Source organism: Siccibacter colletis (genome assembly GCF_025914095.1).
In the GTDB taxonomy this organism is placed as follows: Bacteria; Pseudomonadota; Gammaproteobacteria; order Enterobacterales; family Enterobacteriaceae; genus Siccibacter; species Siccibacter colletis.
This window is the reverse complement of sequence record NZ_CP074352.1, coordinates 141,955-157,033: the sequence shown is the minus strand read 5'-3', so window position 1 is coordinate 157,033 and position 15,079 is coordinate 141,955. Positions and strand designations below refer to the sequence as shown.

14 protein-coding genes are annotated in these 15,079 nt (G+C 58.8%); 9 read left to right on the top strand and 5 right to left on the bottom strand.

Annotated features, from left to right (window positions below; all coding sequences use genetic code 11):
- Positions 1-47: 47 nt before the first annotated feature.
- From eptB to KFZ77_RS00755, 3 genes are all read right to left on the bottom strand, one after another.
- On the bottom strand, positions 48-1,739 hold the full coding sequence (eptB, locus tag KFZ77_RS00765; protein WP_264385191.1) for a kdo(2)-lipid A phosphoethanolamine 7''-transferase: 1,692 nt from the start codon (positions 1,737-1,739) through the stop codon (positions 48-50).
- A gap of 232 nt (positions 1,740-1,971) precedes the next feature.
- Positions 1,972-2,403, bottom strand: coding sequence for an organic hydroperoxide resistance protein (locus KFZ77_RS00760; RefSeq protein ID WP_031522007.1), 432 nt, complete (start codon positions 2,401-2,403; stop codon positions 1,972-1,974).
- A gap of 113 nt (positions 2,404-2,516) precedes the next feature.
- On the bottom strand, positions 2,517-3,728 hold the full coding sequence (locus tag KFZ77_RS00755) for an L-lactate MFS transporter (RefSeq protein ID WP_264385190.1): 1,212 nt from the start codon (positions 3,726-3,728) through the stop codon (positions 2,517-2,519).
- Positions 3,729-4,354: 626 nt separating this feature from the next.
- Here KFZ77_RS00755 and KFZ77_RS00750 point away from each other — a divergent pair.
- Positions 4,355-4,591, top strand: coding sequence for a helix-turn-helix domain-containing protein (locus tag KFZ77_RS00750; protein ID WP_035891273.1), 237 nt, complete (start codon positions 4,355-4,357; stop codon positions 4,589-4,591).
- A gap of 15 nt (positions 4,592-4,606) precedes the next feature.
- Here the strand turns inward: KFZ77_RS00750 and KFZ77_RS00745 are convergent, their stop codons facing one another.
- The gene (locus tag KFZ77_RS00745; RefSeq protein ID WP_264385189.1) at positions 4,607-5,251 is read right to left on the bottom strand and encodes an autotransporter outer membrane beta-barrel domain-containing protein; all 645 of its coding nucleotides are present in this window, start codon (positions 5,249-5,251) and stop codon (positions 4,607-4,609) included.
- A gap of 157 nt (positions 5,252-5,408) precedes the next feature.
- Between KFZ77_RS00745 and tag the strand changes: the two genes are divergently transcribed.
- Together tag and KFZ77_RS00735 are read left to right on the top strand one after the other, a co-directional pair.
- Complete coding sequence (gene tag / locus KFZ77_RS00740; RefSeq protein WP_264385188.1) at positions 5,409-5,972, top strand: DNA-3-methyladenine glycosylase I; 564 nt, start codon at positions 5,409-5,411, stop codon at positions 5,970-5,972.
- Complete coding sequence (locus KFZ77_RS00735; RefSeq protein ID WP_264385187.1) at positions 5,969-6,406, top strand: N-acetyltransferase; 438 nt, start codon at positions 5,969-5,971, stop codon at positions 6,404-6,406. The genes tag and KFZ77_RS00735 overlap by 4 nt, the downstream gene beginning before the upstream one ends.
- Here KFZ77_RS00735 and KFZ77_RS00730 read toward each other — a convergent pair.
- A complete protein-coding gene (locus tag KFZ77_RS00730) occupies positions 6,375-8,708 on the bottom strand; it encodes a molybdopterin guanine dinucleotide-containing S/N-oxide reductase (RefSeq protein ID WP_264385186.1) in 2,334 nt (777 codons plus the stop codon). The two genes, KFZ77_RS00735 and KFZ77_RS00730, sit on opposite strands and share 32 nt — an antisense overlap.
- 216 nt (positions 8,709-8,924) lie before the next feature.
- On the opposite strand from KFZ77_RS00730, the gene KFZ77_RS00725 reads away from it, so the two are divergent.
- The 6 genes from KFZ77_RS00725 to ghrB all read left to right on the top strand — a co-directional run bounded on the left by KFZ77_RS00725 (position 8,925) and on the right by ghrB (position 14,953).
- A complete protein-coding gene (locus KFZ77_RS00725) occupies positions 8,925-9,587 on the top strand; it encodes an OmpA family lipoprotein (RefSeq protein ID WP_031522019.1) in 663 nt (220 codons plus the stop codon).
- A gap of 136 nt (positions 9,588-9,723) precedes the next feature.
- On the top strand, positions 9,724-10,737 hold the full coding sequence (locus KFZ77_RS00720) for a LacI family DNA-binding transcriptional regulator (RefSeq protein ID WP_031522021.1): 1,014 nt from the start codon (positions 9,724-9,726) through the stop codon (positions 10,735-10,737).
- 113 nt (positions 10,738-10,850) lie between these two features.
- Positions 10,851-11,600, top strand: coding sequence for a sugar phosphate isomerase/epimerase family protein (locus KFZ77_RS00715; protein ID WP_264385185.1), 750 nt, complete (start codon positions 10,851-10,853; stop codon positions 11,598-11,600).
- 3 nt (positions 11,601-11,603) lie between these two features.
- Positions 11,604-12,545 carry a sugar kinase gene (locus tag KFZ77_RS00710; RefSeq protein ID WP_264385184.1) on the top strand — a complete coding sequence of 314 codons (942 nt, stop codon included), beginning with the start codon at positions 11,604-11,606 and terminating at the stop codon, positions 12,543-12,545.
- A gap of 89 nt (positions 12,546-12,634) precedes the next feature.
- Positions 12,635-13,915: an MFS transporter gene (locus KFZ77_RS00705; RefSeq protein WP_264385183.1), complete on the top strand. Its 1,281-nt coding sequence runs from the start codon at positions 12,635-12,637 to the stop codon at positions 13,913-13,915.
- Between the two features lie 63 nt (positions 13,916-13,978).
- Entirely contained in the window at positions 13,979-14,953 is a 975-nt protein-coding gene (gene ghrB, locus KFZ77_RS00700) for a glyoxylate/hydroxypyruvate reductase GhrB (RefSeq protein ID WP_264385182.1), read from the top strand.
- Positions 14,954-15,079: the final 126 nt, after the last annotated feature.

Below are 15,079 nucleotides of genomic sequence, written 5' to 3'. Positions count from 1 at the left end.
TCCCTTAACCTAAAAAAGCCTTTTGATCGCCTGGAAAGCCAGCAGCATTACTGCGCGGCGGCGGTTTTAGCGGCGTTCACGTGGCACCAGTTGTTGTTCTGGTTGATGCCGCCGTCCGGCGAAGTGTAGCCCAGGCAGCCCAGAATGGTGTCGTACAGCTCAACGTGACGACGCGGTACTTTCATCTCCGCCTCTTTCTTCAGCTTCGCAAACGCCTGCGCGTGGTTAGGGTTCGCCAGATACTTATCCGACATCCATACCATCATCGGCACGCGGAACTGCTCCGGCGGCGCCATATGGCGCGGCGTACCGTGCAGATGCTCGTTATCGTTAATGGATTCACCGTGGTCCGCCGCATAGAAGACAATCGCCTTCTTATCGCGCACCTGGTCGATCACCTTGTCGATAAAGGTATCTACATAAAGCACTGAGTTATCGTAGGCATTGATAAACTCTTCCCGGCTGCACTTGGTATCCACGTTCACACACTCCGGTGTCCAGCGGGCGTAGCTGCGCGGGTAGCGCTGCACATAGTTATAGTGCGAGCCTTTGGTATGCAGCACGATCAGGTGCTTGCCTTCCGGGTGGTTCTCCAGCGAGTTCTGAACTTCATCTATCAGCAGCATATCGTCTACGGTTTTACCGCGGTTGCGCGGGTCTGCGCCAATCTGCTCGCGATAGGAGATGTTGTCAGCCATTGCGTTGCTGTAGAACCACATCTCGCTCTGCATAGCATACAGGTCTGAACTAAAGCCCAGCTGCTTGAGTACCGCAAAGACGTTCTGCTCTTTCAGAGTACGCTGTGGGTTGTCAGACGCCCCGCCCTGGCGCACAAACATGCAGCGCAGCGACAGCTTGGTGGCGGTATCGCAAGAATAGCCGCGGAACGCCGCCAGATTCGGCTCTTTACCCAGCTTCGGCGTGGTATCACGCTCGTAGCCCAGCATCTCCATATGATCCCAGCGCGTGGTTTCGCCGATGATAAACACCACATAGGTATCAACGAGATCCTCAGACGCGGTATAGGTGAACTTTTTCGCCGGATTCAGCAGGGAGTTGTTATCCGAGGACTCATCCACCTGCGCCCAGGCATACAGCCCCAGCGCGGAAAGCCAGTTCGACGGCAGATAGGAGTTGGCCACCACACCGCCGTAACTCGGCATATCCACGCCTGTCGCGCGCTCTACCTTTTTCTGCTGAATATCCAGCAGGCGAATCGGCGCCCAGACCAGCACACCGGCCAGCACCACCGCCAGCACGCTGCGTACGCGTTGTCCGCGGGTGCGCAGCTGACGCAGAAGAGTGTAACGGCAGCGGTTGTTCCAGATGAACAGCAGCGGCGGTGCGCTAATCAGCACGATCCACAGCGCGAATCCCCAGCCGACCACCTCTTTCGACAGGTCGATATCGGTCGTCATCACCGACGCCACGATGCCATAGCCAATGACCACGTTCAGGAAGGTCATGTAATAGCTGGCCCCGGCCGAGAACAGGACGATAAGCGACGTCAGCACCTGCCACGCGCGGCGTCCCAGTAGCGAAATCAGGCGAAGTAAGAAGAAGGTCACTAAGACGGTGGCGCAAAGCTCCACTACGGCGGCGAATCCATTCCAGGCAGTAAAATGGTCTACATAACCGTCAAAACGGCGGAAAAACACCGCGATGTTCAAAAACAGGCCGATGTATACCGCAAGCAGAAAACTCAGCTTCTGCTGGGTCATCGATTTTATGTAACTCATGCAAGCAATCCCGGAAAACAGAGAATAACAAATCCACTGCTTTGATATTCAAAGCAATCTTGTGGAAAAAAGTAAGATACGCACAGGAATCAGGAGGATTCAATCGTCAGGCGTGGCTAGTAGACCACAGCGGCGGGGAAAAGTGTCTCAGGAGATTGTGATCCGGCCCATTATTTACAAAGCAGCGGGCCGGATCCGCACTATTTGCTCAACGCGATTGTGAATGCTGTACTCACGAAGTCAGCACGTTCAGCTTCACGTCGATATTGCCACGCGTTGCATTAGAGTACGGGCAAACGATGTGCGCTTTCTGCACCAGCGCTTCCGCCTCGGCCTGATCGAGGCCCGGCAGATGAATGTTCAGCTGCACTTCAATACCAAAGCCGGTCGGCAACGGGCCAATCCCGACCTCGCCTTCGATCCAAGCATCCTGTGGGATTTTTGCTTTTTCCTGCGAGGCGACGTGTTTCAGCGCACCAAGGAAACAGGCAGAATAACCGGCGGCGAACAGCTGTTCCGGATTGGTCGCCTCTCCGCCCATGCCACCCATCTCTTTCGGCACGCCCAGTTTGACATCCAGCACACCGTCAGAGGAGACCGCGCGACCATCGCGCCCGCCTGTTGCTTTCGCCTTCGCGCGGTAAACCACTTTTTCTAAAGACATCGCTTGTTCCTTCTGTTGTGAATGTTCAGAAAGCATAGTCGCGATGCCGCATTCACGCGCTGCAACGCAAAACGCCACGCATCGGCGTGGCGTCAGGGTAACAGAGCGCGCTATCAGGCGTGGGCGTGGGTGTGATGCAGCGCTTCGCGATTTGGCTGGCGAATGGTAGTGGAGAGCGCCAGGGAGACAATCAGCAGGGCGAAGATAACCACGAAGGTGACGTAGAAACCACCGAACAGCGAGGCGATAAGCGAACCGCAGATGCTGCCGATCCCGAAGCCGAGATAAATCACGCCGTAGTTTTTCGCCAGATTGTTCAGGCCGAAGAACTCGCTCACCAGCGACGGGTAAACGGTGATGGTACCGCCAAAGTTGAAGGCAACGCAGGCAATGGCCGCGAAGAACGAGACGGCGTTCAGCGGGGCGAACAGCAGGGCCGCCATCCCAATCAGGGAGATCACCTGACCGATAGTAATCACACGGATACGGGCCATTTTATCGGAGAGAATACCCAGCACCAGGCGACCGCTCAGGTTAGCAATGGAGATAACGGTAACGGCATTGGCTGCGTCCATCGCGCTGAGCTTCACCATGCCCTGGGCAATATCTTTCGCCACGCCAATCACATACAGGCCGGACATACAGGCGGTGAGAAACATCAGCGCCAGCATCCAGTACTGCGGTTTACGCATCGCTTCCGCCAGGGTGAAGTCCTGCGCGGTCTGGCCGTTAGCACTGGTGACCGGCTGCAGCGGCGCATCTTTCATCATGAAAGCACCGAAGACGATCATGGCTGCCACCAGAACGCCCCAGACTATAAAGGTTTGCTCCAGACCGACAGCATCCAGCAACCAGGTGTTGATGAATTTGAAACCGAGGCTGCCAAGGCCGTAAGAGCCGATAGCGAAAGCGGAAACCAGACCTTTACGCTCCGGGAACCACTTCACGCAGTTGGAGAGCGTCAGCAGATAACCTGCCCCGTCTGCCAGACCCATCAGCAAGCCGGCGCATAACCAGAGCATGAGCAGATTTTGCGAATGCGCGGTGAGAAACAGTCCCAGGCCGAGCAGCAGCCCGGACGCGATAGTCACGCGTTTTACGCCAAAGCGTTCCTGCAGCTTACCGGCGACCGATGAGGAAAGCGCCAGCCCGAGGCTTAACAGGCCGAAGGAAAAGGCCACCTGACTTACCGGCGCGTCGAGTTTTTCCGACAGCGCGCCGTTGAACAGGCTCCAGGTATAGACAGAACCCAGCGCGAACTGGGTGATAATGGTCCCGATAAGGGTCAACCAGCGAGTACGGTTTGCAGTGGATGAGATGCTCATAACGGTATTCCTGTAAGGAAATTAACTGTCCTTACAATAGCGAAGGGTATTTATGCACGGGGTAAAAACGGCATGAGATGCCTCAGCGACGGAATGAAATGCATCTGAGCGGGAATGAATGACCTTGTCAGCGGCAGAAAGATTTTGATAGTGAGCACACACTATCAATGAGAGGGTTGTTAACCTTGCGATCTGTCCGTAACGCAAATGTTATCAGACGGGGCGGAAGCGGCCCCGTACAGGTAAACGGCTTCGCGTTAACGCAGCCGAGTCAGAATTTCTTTAGTTTCTCGCGCTTCGCCGCTATGCTTGCGCGAAAAATCGCGTAAAATCTCGACAATATTAACGTGTGATTTAATGCTACCGCAGAAAAGTTAGCGAGTGTTCACATCATATAGCGTGGACCTGGCAACCGCGGTGACAGGTATCAGGTGTCTTTCACGCGCTACCGCATAATTCGTCAATCTACCGGCTGCGGGGGCGTCTACGTTTCATTAACCACGCACCAATAACAATAAAACCGATACCCACCGGGCGAGCGACCCCTGCGGACCAGGATCGGAGGAGATGGCATGACGAAGTTGATCCCCTTTTCGCAAGACGCACTGATGGAACGGCCTTACAGCATGACGGGCGTCGCACTGGATGATGAAGATCTTTCTGAAGAGCTGGCGCTGCTGGGCCAGCTTACCCGCTGGCGTGAATCCGCTGGCCTGAGCCGGGCGCAGGTTGCTGAGCGCATGGGCGTTAAGCCGCCGGCAATATCGCGTCTTGAACGCAACATTACCCGCGCCACCTGGAATACGCTGCGCCGCTACGCCGAGGCCTGCGGAGTAAAAATAGCCCTGACAAACCGCCAGTAAGGCAGCCGGCGCGGTTTAAAACTTCGCGCTGAGACCAAGGTTGTAGATAAACAGGTCGCCGCTGTCGGTCGTGCCGTCGCTTTGTGACAGCGAGGTCCAGGCGGCAACGTGGCGAGTCAGCGGCATGTCTACGCCAACGCTCACATCCACCCAGGTTTCATACTGGCTGCTGGTCGGTACCAGATGCAATCCGGCCTGCGACTGCCACACATTTTCGCCAAACGGCTGGTTATAGCTGACCTGCGCCCACGGGCGCACCGGGCCAAAGAAGGAATCGACCCGCCAGCCCAGCGTGCTGACCGGGGCCAGCAGATCGCCGTCGCTGTCGTACATCGCCGTACTGCTGCCATCCCGGCGCCAGCCAGCCACCGGGCCGGTGGTAATGCGCCGCGTCACCGGGATGCTTAATCCGGCGCTGGATTGCGCCGGGTGCGCTGCGTCAAAGGCTCGCTGCCGGGAATCAATGCGCTCTGCGAGAATATCTTCATATCGGGGTTGGTGATCGCTGTCCCAGGTATACCGTGCCGCAGTATCACTCTGCGTGCTGTCAGCGATATATTCCTGTTGCCATGCATACGCGCCCTGGCTGACAGCCAGGCACCACAATATCAACGCCCTGCACGTCTGCGCGGGGCGGCCACTGCGAAAATGCGTAATCATTAAAGCGACTCCAGAAAAGAGCCGGATCCGGCGGTTAGTTTTGATTTTTAGTCGGGCATGGGGATATCCCTGCATTAACTATTGTCTCTTTATCAGACACGTCAAGCCGGGGAAAACAGAATTTCACCGTCGCGTAACCATAAGGAAAGACACGCCGATGCAACGATGCGGATGGGTCACCCAGGACCCGCTTTATATCACCTACCACGACACCGAATGGGGCGTGCCGCAACGCGATGAACATGTGCTGTTTGAGATGATCTGCCTCGAAGGCCAGCAGGCGGGTCTGTCATGGATTACCGTATTGAAAAAGCGGGAAAATTACCGCCGCTGCTTCTGTCACTTCGACCCGCAAAAGGTGGCCGCTCTCCGGCCGGAGGATGTTGATCGCCTGGTGCAGGACGCCGGCATCATTCGCCATCGCGGCAAGATTGAAGCCATCATTACCAACGCTCGTGCCCTGCTGGCAATGCAGCAAAACGGCGAATCATTTTCAGATTTTGTCTGGGGTTTCGTTGATTACCAGCCGCAGCTGACGCAGGCCACCACCCTCAGTGAGATCCCCGCCACCACACCCGTTTCCGACGCGCTCTCAAAAGCGCTGAAAAAACGCGGATTTAAGTTTGTGGGCTCCACCATCTGTTACTCCTTTATGCAGGCCTGCGGATTAGTGAACGATCACATCGCTTCCTGTCACTGCCATCCCGGGAACGGAAAATGATCCGCGCCGCGCGCAGCGACGATCTGCCCGCGCTGCTGGAACTGTGGCTGGTCAGCACCACCCAGGCTCACCCCTTTATCGACGAGAGCTACTGGCTGGAAAGTCTTGGCCTGGTACGCGAGGTGTATCTGCCCGGCGCGCAAACCTGGGTGTGGGAAGAGAATGGGCTGAAGGGCTTTATCAGCGTGATGGACGCGCGCTTTATCGGCGCACTGTTTGTCGCCCCTGACGCGCTATCACAGGGCATCGGTAAGGCGCTGATACGCCACGTCATGGCGCGCTTTCCGGACCTGAGCCTTGAGGTGTATCAGAAAAACACGCGGGCGGTGCACTTCTATCACCGCCAGGGCTTCCGCATTGAGGAGAGCGCCTGGCAGAATGAAACCCACCACCCGACGTGGATTATGCGCTGGCAGGCGGATCAAACGCCGTAACGTTTAACGCTGGCCCGGTGTATTTTTCCATCCACACCAGCGAGGAATTCGCCGCGCAGCCATTCGCCAGCCGTGACGAGGGAATATCGCGCGTCAGCACGTTCACCGCCCCGTTTTTGCATAGCCCGCCGTTTTGCGCATCGAGATCGGGCCAGGCCCCCTGATGGATACAAATGGTTCCCGGTCGGATACCGTCGGTGATCACCGCCCCGACCAGCACCTGCCCGCGATCGTTCCACACCCGCACCACGTCACCCGCTTCAATGCCGCGCTGGCGCGCATCGTCCGGATGCAGCGTCAGCGGCTCGCGGCCCGCTACGGCATACTGCTCGCGCAGGTGCGCGTAGTTAAGCTGGCTATGCAGACGGTGCGCCGGGTGCGAGGAGAGCAGCTCCAGCTGGCCCGGCTGTGCATTACCGTGCCACTCATCGGGCGGCATCCAGCTCGGATGCGGTGGGCAGTCGGTATAGCCGAATGCGGCGATGCGCTCGGAGTAAATTTCAATTTTACCGCTCGGCGTTGACAGCGGATTGGCCTGCGGATCGGCGCGAAACGCGGCGAAGCGAACAAACTGCGCGTTCTTTTCGCTCTCCGGCATCTCAATCAGTTCGTTGGCCGCCCAGAAATCGGCGAACGGCGGGAGCGTCACACCCTGCGCCGCACCGCGTTCATTCGCGATGTTATAGAAGGTTTCCAGCCACGCCAGCTCATCTTTGCCTTCGGTAAAGCGCTGCATACCGCCGGTTTCCCAGCGCTCGCTCAGTTCGGCAAAAATATCAAAATCATTACGCGCTTCACCCTGCGGCGGCACCACCTGCTTCATCGGTACCAGATGCTGGTTGCTGTAATCGCCGGTCATGGTGAGATCGTTGCGCTCGAATGAAGTCGTGATCGGCAGCACGATGTCCGCATGACGCGCCGCTGCGGTCCAGAAGCATTCTGAGATCACCACCAGCTCTGGCTTCTGCCAGGCGCGGATCAGGCGGTTGGTATCCTGGTGATGGGTGAAGTTGGCTCCGCCCGCCCACCAGATGAAGCGCAGATCCGGGAAGTGCTTATCGAGGCCGTTATGCTGGTACGCGCCGCCGGGGTTTTCCAGCGCTTCAACGATGCGCGCCACCGGGATTTTCTCTACCGCGTCGATGCCGTCCTTCACGCTCCCCTGCATTGAGGCCAGCACCGCGGCGCGGCGCGTCGGGTTACCGCCGTTAGCGAAATGATAAGACAGCCCGAAGCCGCCGCCCGGCGTACCGATCTGCCCGAGCATTGCCGCCAGCGTCACCAGCATCCAGTGTTTTTGTTCGCCGTACTGCTGGCGCTGCATACCCCAGCCGGCCATCAGGATGGTGCGGTTTTCATGAAACAGTTTTGCCAGCTCACGGATTTTTGCTTCTGAAATACCGCAGATCGGTGCCGCCCAGGCCGCGTCTTTTGCCACGCCGTCGCTGGCCCCGGTCAGGTAGTCGGCAAACCGGTCATAACCGTGGGTGCAGGCCGCAAGAAATTCACGATCGTGCCAGCCGTTTTCCACCAGCGTATGGGCGATGCCCAGCATCAGCGCCACGTCGGTGCCCATGTGCGGCGCCAGCCACTCCATGCTGTCGCCAAAGAAATCGACGGTTTCGGAACGCATCGGGTCGATGCAGATCAGTTTCTTACCGCTGCGCTTGAGCTTTTCAAACCAGCCGATGCCCTGCTCGTCCGAGGCGTTCCAGGCAATCTTCAGGGTATTGAGCGGATTGGCGCTCCACAACACCACCACATCGCTGTGCTCCAGCACCAGCGGCCAGCTGGTCTGCTGCTGATAAACTTCGTTACCGCCCACCACGTAGGGCATGATCACCTGCGCGGCACCGGTGGAGTAATCGCCCAGGTGACCGGTATAGCCGCCCGCCAGGCTCATGTAGCGCTGCAGCAGCGTCGCCGCTTTATGGAATACCCCGTTAGAGCGCCAGCCGTATGACCCGGCAAAAATGGAGGCCGGCCCCCAGGTATTGCGGATGCGGCGATGCTGGGTATCAATCAGTTCAAGCGCCTCGTCCCAGCTGATGCGCACATACTCATCGTCTCCGCGCACCCCCTGCGGCTTATCCGGTGACGCGAGAAAGCCCTTGCGCGCCATCGGATAGCGCACGCGGGTTTTGCTGTGTACCTGGTCCGGAACCGCGGTTTGCAGTGAATTAAGATGACGGCTCTCCAGCGCACCGCGGGAGGCGATAACGCGCTCGCCGTCGGTTTCGACCAGCATGGGTCCCCAGTGGGCGGCGGTTAATACCGGTTTAGAAGATGATGAATTAGCCAAAACGCGCTCCTGAGTAACGTATGCAGGCGAAGGCGGCGCGATACCGCACTCTTTATGGTTTATTGTCCGCGGTGCTGACAGACGTTGCGCCTGCACCAGCAATCAGAACGAACTTGCAAATTAAGACGAAAGGCATGAATTTTCATCACATTTACAGGGCATAATCAACCGCCGCTTTAAAGGTGGTTTAGCAAAATAAGTAATTAAGGAAAAACAATGAAAAAACGTGTGGTTATTATTGCTGCTGCGATCAGCGGCGCGCTGGCCCTTTCTGGCTGTACAACTAATCCCTACACCGGCGAACGTGAAGCAGGTAAATCCGGCATCGGCGCAGGTCTGGGATCGCTGGTTGGCGCGGGCGTAGGCGCACTCTCCTCCTCCAAAAAAGACCGCGGCAAGGGCGCGCTGATTGGCGCAGCGGCAGGCGCGGCGCTGGGCGGCGGTGTCGGTTACTACATGGACGTGCAGGAAGCAAAACTGCGCGACAAAATGCAGGGAACCGGCGTGAGCGTGACGCGAAATGGCGACAACATCATCCTTAACATGCCGAACAACGTGACTTTCGACAGCAGCAGCGCCACCCTGAAACCGGCGGGTGCCAATACCCTTACCGGCGTGGCGATGGTGCTGAAAGAGTACCCGAAAACCGCCGTTAACGTAGTGGGTTACACTGACAGCACCGGTGGTCAGGATCTGAACATGCGCCTGTCGCAGCAGCGTGCCGACTCCGTTGCCAGCGCGTTGATCACCCAGGGCGTGGCATCCAACCGCCTGCGCACTTCCGGCCTTGGCCCGGCGAATCCGATCGCCAGCAACAGCACGGCAGAGGGCAAAGCCCAGAACCGCCGCGTTGAGATCACCTTAAGCCCGCTTCAGTAAGGCGTAGCGCCGTTCGCCCGTCGGCGGGCGGCCGCTTCCCGCGTTAATTCCCCGTCGTACTTTCATCCCGCGCGCAGAAAGGCTTATTATTCAAAATTATGCCTGACATCCGCGACAGGCGACGACGAGGACCGCCATGACCCGAACCCGCCCGACCATCAGCGATGTCGCCAGAGCGGCAAAGACCGGTAAAACCAGTATTTCCCGCTATCTGAACGGCGAAAAACATCTGCTGTCGCAGGCGCTGCTGGCGCGCATTGAACAGGCGATTGCTGACCTCGACTATCGTCCGAATCAGATGGCGCGCGGCCTGAAGCGTGGCCGTACCCGGCTCATTGGCCTGATCATCGCCGATATCACCAACCCCTACTCCGTGGACGTGCTGAGCGGTATCGAAGCAGCCTGCCGTGAAAAAGGCTTTACCCCGCTGGTGTGTAACACCAACAACGAGGTAGACCAGGAGCTGCACTATCTCGACCTGCTGCGCAGCTACCAGGTAGAGGGCATCGTGGTGAATGCGGTCGGAATGCGCGAGGAGGGACTGAACCGCCTCCAGCAGTCGGCGCTGCCGATGGTGCTTATCGACCGAAAAATCCCGGACTTCGCCTGCGACGTTGTAGGGCTGGACAATACCCAGGCCGCCACCACCGCCACCGAACACCTGGTCAGCCAGGGATTTGAAGCGATGCTGTTCCTCAGCGAACCGCTCGGCACCGTCAATACGCGGCGCGAGCGCCTCGCCGCCTTCCACCATACTCTGAGCCACCATCCCGGTGTCATCGCACAGAATGCAGAAGTCACGCTGCACGACAGCGAACGGCTGGACAACGCCCTGCGTCAGTTCCATACCGCGCATCGGGGGATGCGCAAGGCGGTTATCACTGCTAACGGTGCGCTGACACTGCAGGTCGCTCGCGCTCTGAAGCGCATCGGGCTGCACTGGGGGGCTGATATTGGCCTGCTGGGCTTTGACGAGCTGGAATGGGCAGAGCTGGCCGGCGTCGGGATCACTACCCTGAAACAGCCCACCTGGCAGATGGGCTATGCCGCGCTGGAGCAGGTGGTGAAGCGTATCGAAGGCAGTCAGGACGCGGTACGCGAACAGGTCTTCTCCGGCGAACTCATCGTGCGCGGCTCCACGTCTCGCTGACACACGCCCCGTGACGGCGATCATAAATTCGGCATCCCATCCTTCTCTTTGGAACCGGTTCCATCTAGCGTAATAGTTAATGTTACCCAGATGTAAACGCGCCGGAGATACCGATGCCGAGAGAAATTATTGTTGTAACAGCCGCTTATGGAACCGATCGCATTCAGGCAGCGGGTGGCCAGGGCAACCTGCTGCCGATCATCGCCGACGCCGGTGCCGACGGCGTAGAAATCCGCCGCGAACTGCTTAGTGCTGCCGAACTCGATACGCTGCCCGCGCTTGGGCAGAGCATTATTCAGCGCGGGCTGTTCGCCTGCTATTCCGCCCCGGAACCGCTGTGCACGCCCGACGGTATACTCAACCCGGCCTTGCCCGCCCTGCTGGGCGAAGCCGCGCAGCTAAACGCCCGCTGGCTGAAAGTCTCTCTCGGCCACTTCCACACTGCCGCTTCACTTGCCCCGCTTAAAGGCTGGCTGGTGCAGTACAGCGTGGCGCTGGTGGTGGAGAACGATCAGACCGAATGCGGCAGGCTTGACCCGATGCAGCGTTTTCAGACCGCGGTTACGGCTCAGGCGCTGCCGGTGACGCTCACCTTCGATATGGCCAACTGGCTGTGGGTGGGCGATGCTCCGCACGAGGCCGCGCGCCAGCTCGCCCCGCTGGTGAGCTATATCCACGTCAAAGCTGCCGTACCGCATCACTATCACTACCGCGCCGTGGCGCTGGATGACGCCACCGCCGAATGGCGCGATCTGCTGCGCCTGCTGCCGGTTGACGCGCCGCGCGGCATCGAGTTTCCGCTGGAAGGCCGCGATCTGACCGCCGTCACCCGCCATTACGTCAATGTGCTACGCGAGGAGTAAGCGATGCATAACTCACTGGATGTCATCACCCTGGGCGAAGCGATGGCGATGTTCGTCGCTACCGAAACCGGGGATCTCGCTGAGGTGGAGCACTTTATTAAACGCGTTGCCGGGGCAGAGCTGAACGTGGCGACCGGGCTGTCCCGCCTCGGCCTGAAGGTGAGCTGGGTCAGCCGCGTAGGCAATGATGTGCTCGGCCAGTTCGTGCTTAACAGCCTCGAAAAAGAGCGCATTTCAACCCAGGGCGTCACCATCGACGACCGTTATCCGACCGGTTTTCAGCTTAAATCAAAGGTTGAAGATGGAACCGATCCCAGCGTGGCCTATTTCCGCAAAGGGTCTGCCGCCAGCCACCTCAGCACGGACGATTTCAACGCGCCGCTGTTCTACAGCGCCCGCCATTTGCACCTGAGCGGCGTGGCCGCTGCGCTGTCGTCCAGCTCGCTTGAACTGCTCAACCATGCGGCGCGGGCCATGAAATCCCAGGGCAAAACCATCTCCTTCGACCCCAACCTGCGCCCGGTGCTGTGGGAGAGCGAGGCCACCATGATCCGTGAACTCAACCAGCTGGCGTTTCAGGCCGACTGGGTTCTGCCGGGCCTGAAAGAGGGCACTATCCTCACCGGGCAGAGCACGCCGGATGGGATCGCTGATTTTTATCTCGAACGCGGCGTCCAGCTGGTGGTGCTGAAAACCGGCACTGACGGCGCCTGGTATAAAACCGCCCGTGGCGAGCAGGGCGCAGTGGCGGCAATCAACGTCGATAACGTGGTGGATACCGTCGGCGCGGGCGATGGCTTCGCGGTCGGCGTCATCAGCGCCCTGCTGGAAGGAAAAACCGTTGAACAGGCCGTGGTGCGCGGCAACCGTATCGGCGCACTGGCGATACAGGTACCCGGCGACAGCGAAGGACTGCCGACCCGTGAACAGCTTGGCGAGGCATAACAACATCACCCGCCAGTCACCTTTTACCGTGCATCGGCCTCTGCCCTACAGCCCGGTTCGATGCTGCCCGCAACCTGCGAGGAAAGACGATGAAAAGCGCAACAAATGCAGCAAAACGCTGGTGGTATATCATGCCCATCGTGTTTATCACCTACAGCCTGGCCTATCTGGATCGCGCCAACTTCAGCTTCGCCTCGGCTGCCGGGATCAACGAGGATCTGGGTATCACCAAAGGGATCTCCTCCCTGCTCGGCGCCCTGTTCTTCCTGGGCTATTTCTTCTTTCAGATCCCCGGGGCGATCTACGCCGAGCGCCGCAGCGTGCGCAAACTGATCTTCGTGTGTCTGATCCTGTGGGGCGGCTGCGCCTCACTGACCGGCGTGGTGAATAATATCCCGCTGCTGGCCGCCATCCGCTTTATCCTCGGCGTGGTCGAGGCGGCCGTGATGCCGGCGATGCTGATCTACATCAGCAACTGGTTTACCAAATCAGAGCGTTCACGCGCCAACACCTTCCTGATCCTCGGCAACCCGGTGACAGTGCTGTGGATGTCAGTGGTCTCGGGCTATCTGATTCAGGCCTTTGGCTGGCGCGAAATGTTTATCATCGAAGGCATCCCCGCAGTGCTGTGGGCCTTCTGCTGGTGGGTACTGGTGAAAGACAAACCGGCGCAGGTCGGCTGGCTGTCAGCGCAGGAAAAGGCGGCGCTACAGGCGCAGCTGGAGAAAGAGCAGCAGGGTATTAAAGCGGTGCGTAACTACAGTGAAGCTTTCCGGTCGCGTAATGTAGTGCTGCTGTGCATGCAGTACTTCGCCTGGAGCATCGGCGTTTACGGCTTCGTGCTGTGGCTGCCGTCGATTATCCGCAGCGGCAGTGAAAATATGGGCATGGTGGAAGTCGGCTGGCTGTCCGCCATACCGTATCTGGCCGCCACCATCGCCATGATCGTGGTCTCCTGGGCCTCAGACAAAATGCAGAACCGTAAGCTGTTCGTCTGGCCGCTGCTGCTGATTGGCGCGCTGGCGTTCATCGGCTCGTGGGCCGTAGGCGCGGACCACTTCTGGATCTCCTATACCCTGCTGGTGATTGCCGGCGCGGCGATGTATGCCCCTTACGGCCCGTTCTTCGCCATCATCCCGGAGATGCTGCCGAAAAACGTGGCGGGTGGCGCGATGGCGCTGATCAACAGCATGGGCGCGCTCGGCTCCTTCGTTGGCTCCTGGGTAGTGGGTTACCTGAACGGGTCAACCGGCAGTCCGTCAGCATCCTATATATTTATGGGGGTGGCGCTTTTTGCCTCGGTATGGCTTACTTTGATTGTTAAGCCTGCGACAAATCAGGCACTTCCCGCAGGCGCTCGCCACGCATAAGACGTGGGCGGCTATGTGCCGCCCCGCTATCTCTTCTCACTTAATCGATCTACGGAGTACCGCATGAAGCCGTCCGTTATCCTCTACAAAGCGCTGCCAGATGACCTGCTTGCCCGCCTGGAGCACCATTTCACCGTCACCCGGGTAGACGACCTCAGCCCGGAAACCGTCGCGCAGCACGCCGACGCCTTTGCCAGCGCCGAAGGGCTGCTGGGATCGAGTGAAAAAGTGGATAGCGCGCTGCTGGAAAAAATGCCCGGACTGCGGGCCACCTCGACGGTTTCCGTGGGCTACGACAACTTTGATGTCGACGCGCTCACCCAGCGCGGCATTTTGCTGATGCATACCCCCACCGTGCTGACCGAAACCGTGGCCGATACCATGATGACGCTGGTACTCGCCACTGCCCGTCGTGCGCTGGAAGTAGCCGACCGCGTAAAAAACGGCGAGTGGACCGGCAGCATTGGCCCGGACTGGTTCGGCATCGATGTGCACCATAAAACGCTCGGTATCGTCGGGATGGGCCGTATCGGCCTGGCGCTGGCCCAGCGCGCGCACTTCGGCTTCAGCATGCCGGTGCTGTACAACGCCCGCAGCCATCACCGTGAAGCGGAAGAGCGCTTCAATGCCCGCTACTGCGATCTGGACACCCTGCTCGCCGAGTCCGACTTTGTCTGCGTGGTGCTGCCGCTGACCGAGGAAACGCGCCATAAATTCGGCAAAGCGCAGTTTGCGCGTATGAAAAACTCGGCCATTTTCATCAATGCCGGACGCGGCCCGGTGGTTGATGAACAGGCGCTCATCGACGCGCTTAAATCGGGCGAAATCCACGCTGCCGGGCTGGATGTGTTCGAGCAGGAACCGCTGCCGGCAGACTCTGAGCTGCTGAAATTACCTAACGTGGTGGCGCTGCCGCATATCGGTTCCGCCACCCACGAGACGCGCTACAACATGGCAGCCTGCGCCGTGGATAACCTGATCGACGCGCTGCAGGGCAAGGTGGAAAAAAACTGCGTAAATCCGCAGGTTTTGAAATAACAGTGCGTTAACGAGGGTTCCGCTGGCCGCGGCCCCTCGATTTTTCCTTTCTTTTCTGTTCTGCGAGTCCGCTTCCAGGGTTTCACGCCCCTGCGTATCTGCAAATCGTTCCCCGCCTGTTAACCT